Below are 16,888 nucleotides of genomic sequence, written 5' to 3' on the forward strand. Positions count from 1 at the left end.
GGGGCGAAAATGGAGCAGATAAAAAGTGTATGCCCCTATTGTGGGGTAGGCTGTGGTCTGGTCTTACAGGTTGAAAACCAGCGCATTATCGACGTAACAGGAGATAAGTCACACCCCGCGAATGCTGGCCGCCTTTGTACTAAAGGCAAAAGCAGCGCGCAGGCCATTACCGCACCGGGCAGGCTGGCCCATGCTTATGTGCGGGCGCAGCGTCAGCAGGAACCCACGCAGGTGGCGCTGACGGACGCAATTGGCGAAACGGCGCGGCGGCTACGCGCCATCCTTGATACGCATGGCCCGGATGCGCTGGCGCTGTATGTTTCCGGGCAGATGTCGCTGGAGGCGCAATACCTGGCGAACAAGCTGGCGAAAGGGTTTATCGGCACTAACAATATTGAGTCCAACTCCCGGCTTTGTATGGCCAGCGCCGCCAGCGGGTACAAGCTGTCGCTGGGATCGGACGGCCCCCCCGGCTCTTATGATGACTTCGATCGCGCCGATCTGTTTTTGGTGATAGGTGCCAATATGGCTGACTGCCACCCGATCCTCTTTTTACGCATGATGGAGCGGGTCAACGCCGGGGCTAAATTGATCGTTGTCGATCCACGGCGTACCGCAACGGCAGAGAAAGCCTCGCTGTTTTTACAGATCAATGCCGGGACCGATCTGGCGTTATTGAATGGTCTGCTCGGGCTGCTGGTGCAAAACGGCCATCTTGATAACCCTTTTATTGAGACGTTTACCGAAGGCTGGCAGGGCATGCCGGACTTTTTACAGGACTACCTGCCGCAGCAGGTGGCGGAACGCACCGGGCTGGCAGAAGCCGACATTCGGCAGGCCGCAGAGTGGATTGGTCGCGCAGGCGAGTGGATGAGCTGCTGGACCATGGGGCTGAACCAGAGCACGCACGGCACCTGGAGCACCAATGCCATTTGCAACCTGCACCTCGCCACGGGCGCGATCTGCCGTCCTGGCAGCGGGCCGTTTTCGCTTACCGGCCAGCCGAATGCAATGGGGGGCCGTGAAGTGGGTTACATGGGCGGCGGCTTGCCGGGCCAGCGTTCGGTATTGGTCGAAAAAGATCGCGCCTTTGTTGAACAGCTCTGGCAGCGGCCGCCGGGGACATTACGCCGTGAGACTGGCGGCGGCACGATCGCGTTGTTCGACGAGATGCGCGCGGGGCGCATTAAAGCCTGCTGGATAATCTGCACCAATCCGGTCGCGACCGTGCCGAACCGGCAAAACGTGATTGCCGGGTTGCAACAGGCGGAACTGGTTATCGCCCAGGATACTTTCCTCAATACCGAAACCAACCGCTACGCCGATATTCTGCTGCCGGGCGCGCTGTGGGCAGAAGCCGAAGGGGTGATGATCAACTCTGAACGCAACATGACGTTGATGCAGCAGGCGGTGACGCCGCCGGGCGAAGCGCTGGCGGACTGGCAAATTATCGCCAGGGTGGCTTGCGCAATGGGGTACGCCGACGGTTTTACTTATGCCAGCGCGCAGGAGGTATTCGACGAAATCCGCCAGACCTGGAACCCCGATACGGGCTATGACATTCGCGGTGCCAGTTATGCACGCCTGCGTGATGCGCCGTTGCAGTGGCCGTGCCCGCCGGGTGACGACCAGCCGCGCCACCCGATCCGCTACCGTCAGTCGACGCTGCGTTTTGCCACGCCCAGCGGCAAGGCACAATTCTTTGCCCGCCCGGATTTGCCGCCTGCCGATATGCCGGACGATAGCTTTCCCCTGGTGCTGAATACCGGGCGCCTCCAGCACCAGTGGCACACTCTGACCAAAACCGGCAAAATCCCGATGCTCAATAAACTCAATCCAGGGCCGTTTATTGAAATCCACCCCCAGGATGCCGCGCGACGGGGGATTAGCGAGGGCGACAGGGTGGATATTTCCTCACGACGCGGGCAGGCGACCTTGCCTGCGGTCATCACCGATCGGGTTCTTGCCGGGCACTGTTTTGCCCCGTTTCACTGGAACGATCTGTTTGGCGACAAACTGGCGATCAATGCGGTCACCAGCGATGCCGTCGATCCCCTGTCGTTGCAACCGGAGCTGAAACATTGTGCCGTTGCCCTGACGCGCAGCGCGTTGCAGCCGGTGGAGAAACTGGCAAGCAGCGGGCAAAACAACGCAGAGGAGCAAGCCGGAACCCTGGTGCTGTGGGCCTCGACCACCGGTAATGCCGAAACCTTTGCCCGCGCCTGTGGCGAACGTTTACGCCTGGCCATGCCTGCGGTAAAAGTCTGTGGCATGGAGAGCATCACGTTGCAGGACATCGCCGCTACCCCTCGTGTGCTGTGGATTGCCAGTACCTTTGGCGATGGCGACCCACCCGACAATGCCACGGCGTTATGGGCTGAATTACAGACAGATCGCGCGCCACGGCTTGCCGCCACCGAATTCGCAGTGCTGGCCTTTGGCGATGCCAGTTACGACCGTTTTTGCGGCTTTGGTCGCCAGCTTGATGCCCGGCTGGCGGCGCTCGGCGGGAAACGGCTTATCCCGCGTGTAGATTGTGAAGCCGACAGTGCCGACGCCCGGCGCTGGCTCCACGATATTCTGCGGGCATTGCCCTGTTCTGTCGACGTATTACCCGATGATATGCCGCAGCAATCACCGCCCGGCTTCAGTCGCCATGCGCCTCTGACTGCTCCGCTGGTGGGTAACCGGCTGCTGAATGGGCCGGGCGCGGAGCGGGAAATCCGCCAGTTTGTGTTTGATTTACAGGGCAGCGGGATGCACTACCAGGCCGGGGATGCGTTGGGTGTCTGGCCCCAGAATTGCCCGCAGCAGGTTGACGCATTTATTGCTGCGCTTGGCATTGCCCCCCACACGCCGGTGCAGGTGGCTGAGCGGGGCGAGATGTCGCTCGCCGACGCGCTGAGCCGCCATATCGACATTAGTCGAATTACGCCGGAGATCCTGCGTTTTGTGGCCGAACACTCCGCCAGCCCGCAGTTGCATCGCTGGCTTGCGAGCGAAAACAGCGAGGCATTACAACAGTGGTTGTGGGGGCGGCAGATTATCGATCTGTTGCATTTGTTCCCACTGCGGGCGACGGCAGAAGCCTGGGTCTCGGTGCTCCGGCCATTGCAGCCCCGTTTGTACTCCATCTCCTCCAGCCCGACAGTGTCGCCGCAGCAGGTCGCGTTGACGGTGTCTACGGTTCGTTATGGTGATAAACCCCTGCGCGGTGGTGTCTGTTCCACTTTTCTGGCCGATCGCGCCGACAGCGCCGCCATTTTTATTCACGCATCGCCCCATTTTCGCCTGCCAGCTGATCCGCATACGGCGGTGATTATGGTCGGTGCGGGAACCGGTATTGCGCCGTTTCGCGGCTTTTTACAGGAGCGCCAGGCCACAGCTGCCAGCGGGAAAAACTGGCTCTTCTTTGGCGAACAGCGTGCCGCGACCGATTTTTACTACCGTGACGAACTGGAAGCCTGGCAGCGCGAAGGGGTTCTGCACCGTTTGAGCACGGCCTTTTCCCGCGATCAGCCGGAAAAAGTCTATGTGCAACACCGTATGCTGGAAGAGGGCGAAACCTTATGGCGCTGGCTGCGCGACGGCGCCCATTTTTACCTGTGCGGCGATGCCAGACGAATGGCAAAAGATGTGGACAGCGCGCTCAAACAGGTAGTGCAGCGCTGGGGCGCAATGAGTGCCGACGAGGCCAGCACGTGGGTGGCAAGACGGATACAGGAGAAGCGCTACCTTCGGGATGTCTATTAACCTTTGTCCGCTGTGATACAAAGCGGCGACCCCGCGACGGCGCATTCAGCCGGGGTTGCGGTGTGAAAAAGGGGGCACAATTGCCCCCTGAGTCTTTTACTGCTGCTCTGTATTTTACGGTATCAATCGCCAACGTCTGGCGTGTCGGTATCACGCGGGGGTTCCGGCTTCAGACGTGCAGGGTCAATCAGGCAGACGGCCGCAGCGACAATCCCCATTAACGACTCCTGCGGATAGGGCTGCCACTGGCCGATGCTGTGGCGTTTAAACACTTTGTCGCCTTCGGCCCAGCGCTGCGTAAAGTAGATGCGTTCGAACTGGGCGTATTCTTGCGTATCGCAGTTGAAAACATAAATGGCGCGTGAGCTGTAAACCGAGATGGGCGGGTTTTTCTGGTACAGGCCGCCTTGCTCATAATTATTAATCAGCCAGAGACGGCGCAGACGCGTGTTGCCCTTGTAAGTGGAGACGGTGCGCATATCTGCATAGGTGCCGCCAGTTTCATCTTCCAGCATTTTGATAAGACCATGCGGGCGCGCTTTCGCCGCCGGTACAGCAGGCTTATTCACGCTGGCACAGCCCGTCATCAGCAGCAGTGCGGCGCATAACCACAGCGGTTTCATCATTTGTGGTTGCCTTTCAGATCCGGGCGCAGCGGCAGTAAATCCTCGTCGGTGACGTTGCCCTGCAGCGTACATAACAGTTGCGATTTGTCGCCGCTGGTTTCCAGCATTGCCAGTTTCTCAACGCTGTTCTTGCCGGGCGCGATGCCGCTGGCCGCGCCGGTATTGTGTTGCCATGCTTTATCGCCGACGCGTTTGATCATTGGCTCCACGATGTAATTGTTGCCATCCTGCTGCCATTTCACATTCGGCAGGGCGCTGACGATAGCCTGCGGCGGCTGGTCAAAAACCAGTCCCCAGAAATAGAATTTCCCCAGTTCATCGCCGTCGCTGGTACGCATGAAGTAACCGGAAATGGTCAGTTGCTGCACCTTGAGTGGCTGTGTAAACCACACCACATCTTCCCCCTCTTTAGGCGCAACAAACCAGGCGTGGCCTTGTTTATCGGTTTTCAGCGGTGCGGTGTGAGCTAAGGCGGCGCGTTGCGCGTACAGTTCGCTAAAAAACTGACTGTCACAGCGCAGTAAACTTTCCGGGAGGGTTTGCGCAGTTGCTGTGGCGGTTGTCGCCAGGGCCAACAGCGCCAGAGAGATCAAACGGACGTGCATAAAGCATCCTTACCTATAAATTTGAGTGATTAATTTATCGTTAATCAGACGGAATTCTTTAGAAGTTTTGGCAAGGGAGAGGCAATCCGGCGCGCTGCGTTGACCGCAGCGGCAGAGAGGGGCTATAGCAGCAGGGAGCGGGCGAAATGGATATCCGTGCAGTGATCCAGCCGGGTGAGTTGGTCGTACAGTGACGGTGCATCTTGCAGCCGGGCGCAGCAGTCGAAAAACTTGCGGGCGCGTTCTTGCGCGCTGAATGGCTCTTCCCGTGAACCGGCGGCGTGCAGGCGCGAATGGCGCAGGGTGCGGCCATTTTTTAGCGTCAGCGTTAACACATGGGGCAACGCCGGATCTTCCGCTTCTTGCTCCGCCGTCCAGGCGCTCATGGTAATGCGCGCCAGCTTCTGTGCATCGGCCTGTAACGCCACCGCCTGTGGGGTAAAATCGGCGACGCTGAGCATGCCTTTTTCCAGCATCAGCGCCACGCAGTAAGGCATGGAAAACCGCGCCTGCATTTCATCCGCCGGCTGCGGATAAGCGAGGTTCCGCCAGTTGGCAATCCCCACCAGACAGTGCACCTGTTCGACCTCGTCAGCGCGGAAAGAGTGCTGTGCCTGTAAATCGCCCAGCGCGTCAAGAATGCGGTGTGTCGAGCCGCAGCAGGGGTGTTTTTTCGGCATTACACCAATGCGCTCAATCACATGCTGGGGGTGGTAAAGCCACGTTGGTAGGCTCAGATGACCCGCATAGAGTTCGGCGAACCCTTGCGGGCACTCCAGAATATCCAGCCGCCCGTGCATCCGGCTGCGGGCGAGCAGGGCGGCTTCGACGGCATTGCGTGCCGCCATTCCAGCGTGAAAAGGTTTCAGCGGCGTACCAAACTGGCCTTTAACGCCGCTGGCCATGCTGACTGCGATGCTCAGCGTGCGGGCAATGGCCTGTGCATCGCCGCCCATTAGCGCCGCGACGCCCGCCGCCGTGCCAATACAGCCAAGGGTCGAGGTGCCGTGCCAGCCAGCGGTGTAGTGACCGTATCCGATGGCGTCGCCAATAAACGCCTGAGCTTGTAAACCTATCAGGTAAGCATCAATCAGCGCGCAACCCGGGCTGTTCTGCGCCAGCGCCACCGGGAGCAATGCCGGTACCAGTACCGCTGAAGCGTGGCTCATGCCGGGGGTAAAGTTATCGTCATAGTCGATGGCATGCGCCGCCGTGGCATTGAGCAGTGCGCTCTGCGCCATGCTGAGCGGCGTGCCGCCCAGCGTCTCGGCCACGGCGCGGGTGGCAAAATCATCCTGCCCGGCCACCAGGCAGGCGAGGGTGTCGATAATCGCCTCGCAGGCCAGTTGCCTGGCCTGCGGGCTGAAGCTACCGGGTGCGGCGCACCACTGCGCCAGCGTCTCGATTAACGTCATGGTGCTTACTCCTTGTCATAGCAGCGGTGTGTGCCCGCCGTCATCGCGCTGTAAACCGGGTTATGCCTCGCTGGCGGCCAAAAATTCCCGTGTGTAGTGTTCGTGTGCCTCGCCACGCCGCAGGCGATCGGCGCTCAGTTCTTCCAGCAGTCTGCCCTGGTGCATAATGCCAACCCGCCCGCACAGATGGGTGACTACCGCCAGATCATGCGTCACCAGCAAGTAGGTGAGGTGGCGTTGCTGGCGCATACGACTGAGTAAGTTAAGGATCTCCGCCTGGACCGAGACATCCAGTGCTGAGGTGGGTTCATCCAGCAGCAGTACAGAGGGTTCAAGGATCAACGCCCGGGCAATCGCCACGCGCTGGCGCTGGCCGCCAGAGAGCTGGTGCGGGTAGCGGTAACGGAAGGTATCCGACAGGCCGACAGCGTGTAATACATCGCTAATACGCGCCTCATGGCGATCCATGCCGTGCAGTTGCAGGGGTTCCCGCAGGCTAGCCCACACCATTTTTCGTGGGTGCAGCGAAGCATAAGGATCCTGAAAAACCATCTGAACCTGGCGGTAAAAAGGCTTGTCGCGCTGCGGTTGCTGCTCACGGTTGTTAAACAGAATATGGCCGCGATAGTCCGTGTTCAGCCCCGCCAGCGCTCGCAGTATGGTGGACTTTCCGCAGCCTGACTCGCCAATAAGGCCGTAACTCTCGCCGCGAGCCAGCATCAGACTCACATCGTTCACCACCTGGCGGCGCTGGCTGTCCTGACCAAAAGCGATGCCGAGTGATACCATTTCGAGTGCGCGATCTGCGCTGGGGATTGGGTTCATAGGGCAACTCCGTGACGGTAGCAGGGGCCATTCAACCAGGCCGGATCGCGTATTGGCACACTGAGTGTTTCCACCGGATCACGCAGCCTTGGCTGGCTGGCGAGTAGCGCCTGGGTATAAGGATGGCTGGCTTTGTCGAGTTGGTCGGCGCGTATCTCTTCAACAATGCGCCCGGCGTACATCACCAGCACGCGATCGCAAAAGCGTGACACCAGGTTGAGATCGTGAGTGATAAACAGCAGTCCGGTCTGGCGGCGTTGCAGCTGCTCATCCAGAATGCTCAGCACCTGACGGCGTACCGTGACATCCAGTGCGGAGGTGGGTTCGTCGGCAATGATCAGATCCGGCTCCGGGATCAGCATCATGGCAATCATGACGCGCTGCCCCATACCGCCAGAAATTTCGTGCGGGTAGAGACGGGCCACTTTCTCCACCTCGCGAATATGCACTGATTCGAGCATCTCCAGTGCTCTGTTGTGGGCTTCGTTTTTACTCACCTGGCGGTGAAGCCGCCAGGCTTCAGCAACCTGCTCGCCAATGCGCATTAACGGGTTGAGTGAAAAACGCGGATCTTGCAGGATCATCGATATACGGTCACCGCGAATGGCGCGCATCTGCCGCTCACTGGCCTGCAGAAGGTCAATGTCGCCAAAGCGCATCTTCGTGGCGTGCACGTGGCCTGCTTTGGGGGTTAGTTTAAGCAGGGCGCGGCAGGTCTGGGATTTGCCCGAACCGGACTCGCCGACAATGGCCACTTTTTCCCGGCCGACCTGAAAACTCACGTCGCGCACCGCGGCGTGATCTTCATGGGGACCTTTAAACAGAATGCTCAGGTTTTCAATGTCTAACAGCGGATTATTCATGGCGGAGATCCATTACGTCGCGCAGGCCATCGCCCAGCAAGTTAAAGGCCAGACTGGTGAACAGAATCGCTAAACCGGGAATGGCGGCAATCCAGCCATTGTTCAGCATAAATTCGCGTCCGGAGGCCAGCATTGCCCCCCATTCCGGGCTGGGTGCCTGCGCACCCAGGCCAAGAAAACCCAGCCCGGCGGCGGTGAGGATAATCGCCGCCATATTGAGCGTGACGCGCACCACCACCGACGGCAGGCACATCGGCATGATATGGCGCAAAATAATGTGCCAGGCGGATGCCCCCTGTAAGCGCACGGCGGCAATGTAGTCCATGTTGCGGATCGCCAGCGTTTCGGCGCGCGCCAGTCGGGCTATCGGCGGCCAGGCGGAGAGGGAAATCGCGATAATGGCATTCTCAATGCCGGGCCCCAGCGCGGCGACAAACGCCAGCGCGAGGATCAGACTGGGGAAAGCCAGAAAAATATCCACCAGCCGCATCAACACCGTATCTACCCAACCGCCGAGAAATCCGGCCGTTGCGCCAACCAGCAGCCCTAACGGCGTGATAATTAGCGCTGTTAACCCGGCGATATACAACGTAATGCGCGCGCCATATAACAACCGGCTGAAGATATCCCGCCCCAGTTCGTCGGTGCCAAGCCAGTGCCCTGCGCCCGGTGGTTGCAGGCGTAGCGCCAGATTTTGTGCATAGATATCGTGCGTGGCCAGCCACGGCGCAAACAGCGCAGCGGCGAGGATGGTCAGTAACACCAACAGACCAAACAGCGCGGAATGGTTAGCGCAAAAGCGCCGCCACTGGATCCAGCCCAGTTGCACTCTGGCTTGCAGGGGTGTTTGCGGGGCGGGGTCGCTAAGCCAGGCGCGCAGGCCCTGACGCGGGCGAACACGCAGCGATTTAATCGAATCGGTCATTGCTCCTCCTGTCGCGTGCGGGGATCGAAGAGGCGATACAGCAGATCGCACAGCAGATTGAGGGCGACAAAAATCGCGCCGGTCAGCAACGTGCAACCAACGACGGCATTCATATCGCCCGCCAGCAACGCATTAGTCAGGTAGCGGCCAAATCCCGGCCAGGCGAACACCGTCTCTGTCAGTACCGCGCCTTCCAGCAGCCACGCCCAGGAGAGTGCGACCACGGTCACTACCGGCACCGCGATATTGCGAAAGGCATGAACCCAGACACAACGTGACCAGGACAGTCCTTTCACCCTGGCGGTGATGATGTACTCCTGCGAGAGCTGTTCAAGCATAAAACTGCGGGTCATACGGCTGATATAAGCCAGCGCGCTAAGGCCGAGGATGGAGGCGGGCAAGATGATATGGCCAAAGACATTTTTAAAGACTGCCCAGTTGCCGCTGAGCAGGCTGTCCAGCAGCCAGAACCCGGTCACCGGATGAAGCTCAAACTCGTAGATAAAATCGATGCGCCCCGGCCCGCCAATCCAGCCAAGGGTGGCGTAAAACAGCAGCAGCCCCATCAGGCCGAGCCAGAAGTGCGGTGTAGAGTAGCTGAGCAGGCCGACAAAGCGGATCAGATGATCGAACCACGAGTTGCGGTACATTGCGGCGTAAACCCCGGCGGGAATGCCGAGGCCGACGCCGATGATGGCTGCAACGGTCGCCAGTTCCAGCGTGGCCGGAAAGACGCGAGCAATATCCTGCGCCACCGGCTGACTGGTGGTCAGCGCGGTGCCAAAATCCAGGTGCAGCAACTGCCAGACGTAATCGACAAACTGTTTCCACAATGGCTGGTTCAGCCCGAGCTGTTGGTACATTTTCTCGTAAGCTTCATGACTGGCGTTATCGCCAATCACCGCCACCACCGGATCGATAGGCAGCAACCGACCTATAAAGAAGGTCAGCGCTGCCAGTCCGAGCAGCGTGCAGCAGATGGAGAGTATTCCCCGACTCACGCGCCGCAGCTGTCGCCACCGCGGTGAGGGGAGCGTTTCGGTCGTGGTGGGTGCAATCACCTGAGACATCAGCAACCTCCGTTACTTCGTTGCGTCGCCATACCAGACGCGGAAGCCATTCCAGGTCCAGTTTTTCACGCCCGGGCTGATACCCGCGCTGTTATACATCTGGAACATAATGGCCATTGGCCCTTTCTCCATGACCTCACGTTGTAACGCGGCATACTTCTCGCTGCGTTTGCTCTCGTCCGGCTCAAGCAGCGCCGTGTCGACTTTCTGGTTCATTTGCGCGTCGTAATAGGCCGCACGCCAACTGGGATACTGCGTGGCGCGCGCCTCTTTACGGTTGTCAGGGTTATACACCAGCCGCGAGGCATTGCCGTGGGCATCTGGCACCGAGGTCTGCCAGGCCATCATTGCGCTCTGGAATTCGCGTCCGCGTGCCCGGCTAAATAACTGGGCATTTGCCATGCGTTCGAGCGTCAGTTTGACGCCAACTTTCGCCGCATTCTGTTGAATGCTCTGGGCAATCGGCGCGGAGTGCGGCAGGGTGCCGAAGATCACCGAGGCGCTGAAACCTTCCGGGTAACCGGCTTCGCTCAGTAGTTGTTTGGCTTTCGCCAGGTCGAGTTTGAACGGCTGGCCCGCTTTCTCATCCAGCGCGCCGAAGGCGCCAATCTGTACGAAGCTTGCGCGCGGCACGCCGAGATACGGCATGACACTGTTGGCTAAGCCGTCGTAATCGATCAGGTAGCGCATGGCGAGGCGTACCTTTTCATTTTTAAAAATCGGATCTTCATTATTAAAGGTCCAGAAAAAAAGCTGGGGCTTCAGGACCTTGCTGACTTTAACCTGGCCGCCCTGGTCGAGGGTTTTCAGATCGTCTGCCGACAGATCGCGGGCAACGTCAACATCGCCCTGCGTCAGTAACAGGCGTTGTGTCCCGGTTTCTGCGACATGACGAATCAGCACGCGCTTCAGCACCGGGGGTTTGCCCCAGTAGTGATCGTTAGCCTGTAACATCACACCTTCACCGGCATTCCAGCGAACCAGTTGATAGGGGCCGACGCAGGCAGTGTGGGAGGTGAGGTATTTATGGCCGAAATCGCCATCGACTGCGGCTTTCTCCACGACTTTACGGTTCAGGAGTGACGAGACTTTATCAGCGGCAATGGCCTGTAATATCAGGCTGGTTGGGTAGGGTTTGTCCAGTTTGATGACCAGGGTTTTGTCGTCCGGCGCGGTGATACGGCTGTCCACATTCTCTTTGTTAAAGCCATACTCTGTGATCTGTGCGGCATTGCCATAGCCCAGTTTGACGACACGCTGCATTGACCACGCGAGATCGCCCGCGCTGGCAGGTGTGCCATCCGGGAATTTCAGGTTATCTTGCAGGTGGAACGTGAGGGTTTGCCGATCGTCCGACACGTCCCAGCTTTTCGCCATCAATGGTCTGAGTTTCTTCTCATCTTTCGCCTCAAAATCCACCAGCGAGTCACAGGTATTGGCGTAAATTTCGCTGGTGACCACTTCACCTATTTGCGCCGGATCCCAGGTGCTGATGGCGTCAATGTTCCAGGCCATAACTAGCGAATCCGGCGGTGTGGCGGCCTGCGAAGCAGAACTCAATGCGCAACTCAACCCCAGCGCAAGGGCAATCGGTGTGTATTTCATCTCGTGGTTCCTTATACGATGTCCGGGCGTGGCTGGATGGGGGGCGTCACTTCTGCCGGGATAGGGCAGTGGTACGGTTTTTCGCTGATCTGTTCAAAGTGGGCTTTTTTCACCTGTGCCAGTAAAACCTTATCGGTGAGTACATCGACCGCCGTTGCTGCCATCACTTTCGCCACATGAGCGAGGCCTTTATGGGCGGCGGGCATTTTCCCTTGTGCAGTCAGCTGCCAGGAGTGCCCTGGCGTACCAATCGCCATAGTCGGAATATGCGCCTGCACGGTGGGCAACACCCAACTGACGTCGCCGACATCGGTGGAGCCAATCATCACCTCGCCATGCGTATCGAGCGGGATGATGTAGTCGCTTAGCGGTTTGGGGTGCGCGGGTTTGATTCCAGTTTTGCGGTAGCAGCTGGCGATCTCTTCCTCTGAAAGTGTGCCCTGGATCTCAGCGGCAAAAGCCTGGTCAGCGGCATCGAATGGCACCGGGCCGAGGCTTTCGAGATTGCGCTGCATGGCCTCTTCCAGCGGTCGGTTGCCAAGCAGGTTGGAGACGGCACTCATGATGCTGATCTCCACGCGAGTGTCGGTCATCATTGCTGCCCCCTGAGCAACGCGTTTTACGCGTTCGTTCAGTTCAAACATGGCGTGAACATCGCGGGCACGAATGGCGTAACGTACAGCCGCTTTGGCCTGCACCACATTCGGCGCAATGCCGCCTGCGTCGAGCATGGCGTAGTGAATGCGCGAATCCTGGGGGACATGTTCACGTAAAAACTGGACGCCGACACTCATCAGCTCTGCGGCATCGAGCGCGCTACGGCCCAGGTGCGGCGATGCCGCCGCATGTGAGGAGCGGCCGGTAAAGAAAAAGTCCATGCGGGTATTGGCGAGTGAGCGCGGTTTCGCCACTTCATGGTGTGCGCTGGGGTGCCAGGTGATCGCCACATCGACGCCATCAAATGCCCCGGCGCGCGCCATAAACGATTTGGCCGCGCCGCCTTCTTCCGCCGGGCAGCCGTAGTAGCGCACTCGTCCCGGTGTGCCGGTCTCTTCCAGCCAGGCTTTTAACGCGGTGGCGGCCAACAGCGCGCCGGAGCCGAGGAGATTGTGCCCGCAACCGTGGCCATGACCGTTACCGGGGAGGGGGGAATATTGTGCGACGCCAGCAGCCTGGCTCAGGCCGGGTAGGGCGTCATATTCCCCAAGAAACGCAATAATTGGCCCGCCCTGGCCGGCTTCGCCCATGACAGCCGTAGGAATGTCTGCCACGTTCTCCGTCACGCGGAAGCCTTGCGTTTTCAACATGGCGGTATGTTCGGCTACCGAACGGTATTCGGTGTAACAGATCTCGGGCATGCCCCATACACGGTCGCTGAGATCGCAGAAATCCTGCTGGTACTCTTCCACCCACTTCCAGACTAACGCTTTGTTTTCCATGGTGCTCCCCTGTTGGTTGCTCGCAATAGTTCCAACGCCTTGCGCGTTGCTGTACCACCAGCATGAGGGAAAATGTTTTGGCAGCGCCAATGAGCAATTCACACCGGCTATTCCGTTTTTGCATAGTCTGGCGCTATCACGCGGCATGCGCGGTTTCACTGAGTTGGATCAACTGCCAAAGTTGTTCCGCCTCCGGGTTGCGCAGTACTGGCTGGCGATAGAGGCGGATCGCCAGTGTGATCTCCCAATCGCTGCTACCCGCACGCACCAGCGCACCGTTCGACAGCTCCTCGTGTACCAGGCTTAACGGCAGCCATGCCACGCCGCCGCCTGCCAGCGTCATGGCTTTCAGGTTGGCGGACATGCCATTTTCATAGACCGCCTCCAGCGGCAGCGGGCGCTCACTGAGTAGCTGCGTCAGCGCATGCGCAAAAAATGAGTGGCTGCCGTAGCTCAGCCAGGGGATCGGTTGCCCACCAGGCCTGATGGGATAAAGCGGCTGGCCGTCGCTGTCTGGCCGACAGACCGGAATAGCCCACTCGCGCCCAAGGGGGATCATCGGGTAAGGGGTAAGCTGGTGGATCAGCGACACCGCGTCATGGGCGTAAGTCAGCAGAAAATCGGTTTCACCGCTGTGCAGGGTTGCAATATGCTCCACAAAACTGGGTTTCGAGTTACACATGCGGATATAGCCCAACTGCTGTTGCAGATTCAGGCGCTGGATCCAGTCAGGGAAAAAGGTCAGAGACAGCGTATTCAACATGGCAAACCGCAGCACCGCCGTGCGTGAGCGAAAGCGCTGGTTCAGATCGTTACGCAGGTGGGTCATTGCAAACACGGTTTCGGTGGCGGTCGCCAGAAATGTCTCCCCCTCTGGCGTGAGGGTCACCGGGTAAGTTTTGCGATCGAACAGCGGAACGCCCAGCCACTCCTCCAACTGGCGAATACGGCGACTGAGTGCAGACTGGGTGATATACCGTTCATCGGCCGCGCGGGTGAAGCTGACATTGCGGGCGACACTGAGAAAATCTTCGAACCATTTCAATTCCATAGCGGCACCTTGTGAAATGAATGGGAAAACGTCTTCAGGTGAAACAGAAAGAGAGTTACGCAAGAAACGCGCCAGTGTTGCAGGCGGGGAATGACGCTGGCTGTGGCGACGGCGGGTTGTCATTGCCCCCATCATTGCGCAGAAAATGCACTCATGGGGTGCAACCCGGCCTCGTTAAGTTGTATTATTCATGCATCTTATTGAGGAGGTGCTCGTAATGTCTGGCCCACGTATCCTGCGGGAAAAACTGACCATCCAAAAGATGATTGCGCTGTATCATCGCGCCTGCCCGGATGCGGTCAGCAGTGCGACGCACTATGCGGACCTGTATGCCTATGCACAAAAACGGTTAGATAAATGTGTGTTTGGCGAAGAGAAGCCGGCCTGTAAACAGTGCCCGGTGCACTGCTACCAGCCGGCAAAACGTGAAGAGATGAAACAGATTATGCGCTGGGCCGGGCCGCGTATGCTCTGGCGGCACCCTCTGCTCACTGTGCGCCATTTGATTGACGACAGGCGCCCGGTCCCCGAGCTCCCCGAGAAATATCGCCGCAAAGGCTAGCGGAGCAGCCGCAGCTCCGGCCCGCATAACTACGCACAGGCCCGATTGCCCCTGTGACACAGGGGCTGTCGTTACAATGTCTCTTTATCAATGCCCAGCCGTTTCATGCGCGACAGCAGCGTCGTGCGTTTCAGCCCCAGACGCTGTGCAGCGCCTTTTGGCCCGGCCACCACGCCGTTTGTTTCGCGCAGCACCCGCACAATTAACTGATATTCATCTTCACCCTCGCGCGCCACTTCTGCAGGCTCTGGCGACGGCGTCTGCGGTACGCTGATTTCCGGCAGCGACAGTTGCAGGACGTTGCCGCGCGTCAGCAGGACGGCGCGCTCAATGACGTTTTCCAGTTCGCGCACGTTGCCTGGCCACTCCATGGCGCTCAGTACGCGCAATGTTTCTGCCGGAATGCTGTCGATACTGCGCCCCATTTTGCGGGCAATCTTAAAGGTGAAGGCTTTCACCAGCAGCGGAATATCTTCCGGTCGCTCGCGCAGCGGCGGCAGATGGATCGGGAAGACATTCAGGCGATAGTAGAGATCGCTGCGGAACTCACGATCGGCAACCATCTTTTTCAGATCGCGGTTAGTGGCGGCGATAAGCCGGACATCCGTGCGGATCAGTTTATTGCTGCCGAGCCGCTCAAACTCTTGTTCCTGCAATACACGTAGCAGTTTGGGCTGTAACTCCAGCGGCATATCGCCGACCTCATCCAGGAACAATGAGCTTTTATCCGCCAGTTCAAAGCGGCCAATACGCTGGGCGCTGGCACCGGTAAATGCCCCGCGTTCATGACCGAACAGGTCGCTTTCCAGCAGACCGGCGGGCATTGCCGCACAGTTCATTTTCACCATCCGGCGGCTGTTGCGATTGCTCAGATTGTGGATGGCGCGGGCAATTAACTCCTTGCCGGTGCCGGTTTCGCCGAGGATCAGCACTGTGCTGTTGCTCTGTGCGACCATCTCCACTTGTTTAAGCACGCTGAACATCGCTTCGCTGCGCCCGATGATCTCGCCAAATTCGCTGTCGACATTGTTAAGTTGTTCGGTCAGGGCAAGGTTCTCATCCACCAGCCGCTCTTTCAGGCGGTGGATCTCCTGGTAGGCCAGCGCGTTATCAACCGCAATAGCAATACGCTCGGCAATCTGGCGCAGCAGTTTCAGGTTTGCCTGAGTGAATACTTCTTTCTGGCACTGCGCCAGCTTGAGAACCCCCAGCAGATTCTGGCCCGACATCAGCGGCAACAGGCACAGGGTCTGGATTTTATTGCCCCAGGTTTCAAACAGCATCCGTTCGTAGGGCGCGAGTTTGTCGCGCTCATGCAGGTTCAGCAATAACATCTCTTTGCTGTGGAACACCCGCTCGGTCAGCGTTCCTTCTTCATCGGCTTCCTGGGTGTCGTGGGTGGGATCGGCTTCGTCCAGATAATGGGTTGAGTAGATAGTCAGTTTGCCTTTGCGGCTCCCGCGCAGGACCAGACTGATGGCATCGATGCCGAAGTAGTAATGGATCTCTTTGGCGACTTCGCTGACCAGTTCGTCCATATGCAGCCGTGAGAGCACCGCATTCGTAATGGCGACCAGAATACGAAAATCGTTCCGCTCCTGACACAGCAGTTCGTAATCCGGCGTCGGGTGGTCGCGGCTCTGTAACTGCTCAACGACCACGGCCACGATTTGCGTCAGCGTATGCAGGCGATCGGCTTCTTTGGCGGTCCAGGGGCGATCGTCGCGGCGAAAAAATTCACAGCCGCCAAAAATCTGCCCTTCCGACGCCAGCGGCAGCAGGCCATAGTGCGCGAAGGGGGGATTAATCCCGCTTTGCGCCAGTTGCGGCCAGCTTTCCGCGTATGCCTGCGCGGTACAATGCAGCGCCTGAGGATGAGAGAGAATATGCCGTATCGGGCCGCTTGCCAGCAGCGCCCGGTCGTCGTAGGCGGCGCTGTCATCTTCCGTCTGCACGACGTAGCGGCTGGCGCGGTGGCTGTCTGCATGCCACAACACAATGGCGGTGCTGTCTGCCAGCGCCGCCTGCCGCGTCAGGCGGGTCAGCGCTTCGCTAAGCGCAGCCAGGTCCGGCTGCTGGAGTAAAATACGCGTGATATCGAACAACCCTTGTTGCCCGAGATCGCTCATCGGTGTATACGACATTTTGC

13 protein-coding genes are annotated in these 16,888 nt (G+C 58.9%); 2 read left to right on the forward strand and 11 right to left on the reverse strand.

What is annotated here, in order from left to right:
* The first annotated feature begins 9 nt into the window (after positions 1 to 9).
* Positions 10 to 3,753: a bifunctional nitrate reductase/sulfite reductase flavoprotein subunit alpha gene (locus tag ACUY4S_RS05110; protein WP_458022120.1), complete on the forward strand. Its 3,744-nt coding sequence runs from the start codon at positions 10 to 12 to the stop codon at positions 3,751 to 3,753.
* A 122-nt stretch (positions 3,754 to 3,875) separates the two neighbouring features.
* Here the strand turns inward: ACUY4S_RS05110 and ACUY4S_RS05115 are convergent, their stop codons facing one another.
* The 10 genes from ACUY4S_RS05115 to ACUY4S_RS05160 all read right to left on the reverse strand — a co-directional run bounded on the left by ACUY4S_RS05115 (position 3,876) and on the right by ACUY4S_RS05160 (position 14,177).
* A complete protein-coding gene (locus ACUY4S_RS05115; RefSeq protein WP_312691319.1) occupies positions 3,876 to 4,379 on the reverse strand; it encodes a surface-adhesin E family protein in 504 nt (167 codons plus the stop codon).
* Positions 4,376 to 4,984, reverse strand: coding sequence for a hypothetical protein (locus ACUY4S_RS05120; protein ID WP_312691320.1), 609 nt, complete (start codon positions 4,982 to 4,984; stop codon positions 4,376 to 4,378). Before ACUY4S_RS05120 ends, ACUY4S_RS05115 begins: the two co-directional genes overlap by 4 nt.
* A gap of 122 nt (positions 4,985 to 5,106) precedes the next feature.
* On the reverse strand, positions 5,107 to 6,399 hold the full coding sequence (locus ACUY4S_RS05125; RefSeq protein WP_458022119.1) for an MmgE/PrpD family protein: 1,293 nt from the start codon (positions 6,397 to 6,399) through the stop codon (positions 5,107 to 5,109).
* A 60-nt stretch (positions 6,400 to 6,459) separates the two neighbouring features.
* A complete protein-coding gene (locus tag ACUY4S_RS05130; RefSeq protein ID WP_458022118.1) occupies positions 6,460 to 7,224 on the reverse strand; it encodes an ABC transporter ATP-binding protein in 765 nt (254 codons plus the stop codon).
* Positions 7,221 to 8,087 carry an ABC transporter ATP-binding protein gene (locus tag ACUY4S_RS05135; RefSeq protein WP_458022117.1) on the reverse strand — a complete coding sequence of 289 codons (867 nt, stop codon included), beginning with the start codon at positions 8,085 to 8,087 and terminating at the stop codon, positions 7,221 to 7,223. The genes ACUY4S_RS05130 and ACUY4S_RS05135 overlap by 4 nt, the downstream gene beginning before the upstream one ends.
* Positions 8,080 to 9,012 (reverse strand): ABC transporter permease, encoded by a 933-nt coding sequence (locus ACUY4S_RS05140; protein ID WP_458022116.1) that lies wholly within the window; start codon positions 9,010 to 9,012, stop codon positions 8,080 to 8,082. The genes ACUY4S_RS05135 and ACUY4S_RS05140 overlap by 8 nt, the downstream gene beginning before the upstream one ends.
* A complete protein-coding gene (locus ACUY4S_RS05145; RefSeq protein WP_458022115.1) occupies positions 9,009 to 10,082 on the reverse strand; it encodes an ABC transporter permease in 1,074 nt (357 codons plus the stop codon). Before ACUY4S_RS05145 ends, ACUY4S_RS05140 begins: the two co-directional genes overlap by 4 nt.
* A 12-nt stretch (positions 10,083 to 10,094) precedes the next feature.
* Complete coding sequence (locus ACUY4S_RS05150; RefSeq protein WP_458022114.1) at positions 10,095 to 11,687, reverse strand: ABC transporter substrate-binding protein; 1,593 nt, start codon at positions 11,685 to 11,687, stop codon at positions 10,095 to 10,097.
* A gap of 11 nt (positions 11,688 to 11,698) precedes the next feature.
* A complete protein-coding gene (locus ACUY4S_RS05155) occupies positions 11,699 to 13,126 on the reverse strand; it encodes an amidohydrolase (protein WP_458022113.1) in 1,428 nt (475 codons plus the stop codon).
* A 136-nt stretch (positions 13,127 to 13,262) separates the two neighbouring features.
* Entirely contained in the window at positions 13,263 to 14,177 is a 915-nt protein-coding gene (locus tag ACUY4S_RS05160; protein WP_458022172.1) for a LysR family transcriptional regulator, read from the reverse strand.
* A 217-nt stretch (positions 14,178 to 14,394) separates the two neighbouring features.
* Here ACUY4S_RS05160 and ACUY4S_RS05165 point away from each other — a divergent pair, with 217 nt between their 5' ends.
* Positions 14,395 to 14,739 (forward strand): nitrous oxide-stimulated promoter family protein, encoded by a 345-nt coding sequence (locus tag ACUY4S_RS05165; protein WP_458022112.1) that lies wholly within the window; start codon positions 14,395 to 14,397, stop codon positions 14,737 to 14,739.
* A 71-nt stretch (positions 14,740 to 14,810) separates the two neighbouring features.
* Here the strand turns inward: ACUY4S_RS05165 and flhA are convergent, their stop codons facing one another.
* Positions 14,811 to 16,883 carry a formate hydrogenlyase transcriptional activator FlhA gene (gene flhA, locus ACUY4S_RS05170; RefSeq protein ID WP_458022111.1) on the reverse strand — a complete coding sequence of 691 codons (2,073 nt, stop codon included), beginning with the start codon at positions 16,881 to 16,883 and terminating at the stop codon, positions 14,811 to 14,813.
* Positions 16,884 to 16,888 lie beyond the last annotated feature (5 nt).

The organism is Kosakonia beeri (genome assembly GCF_054165705.1).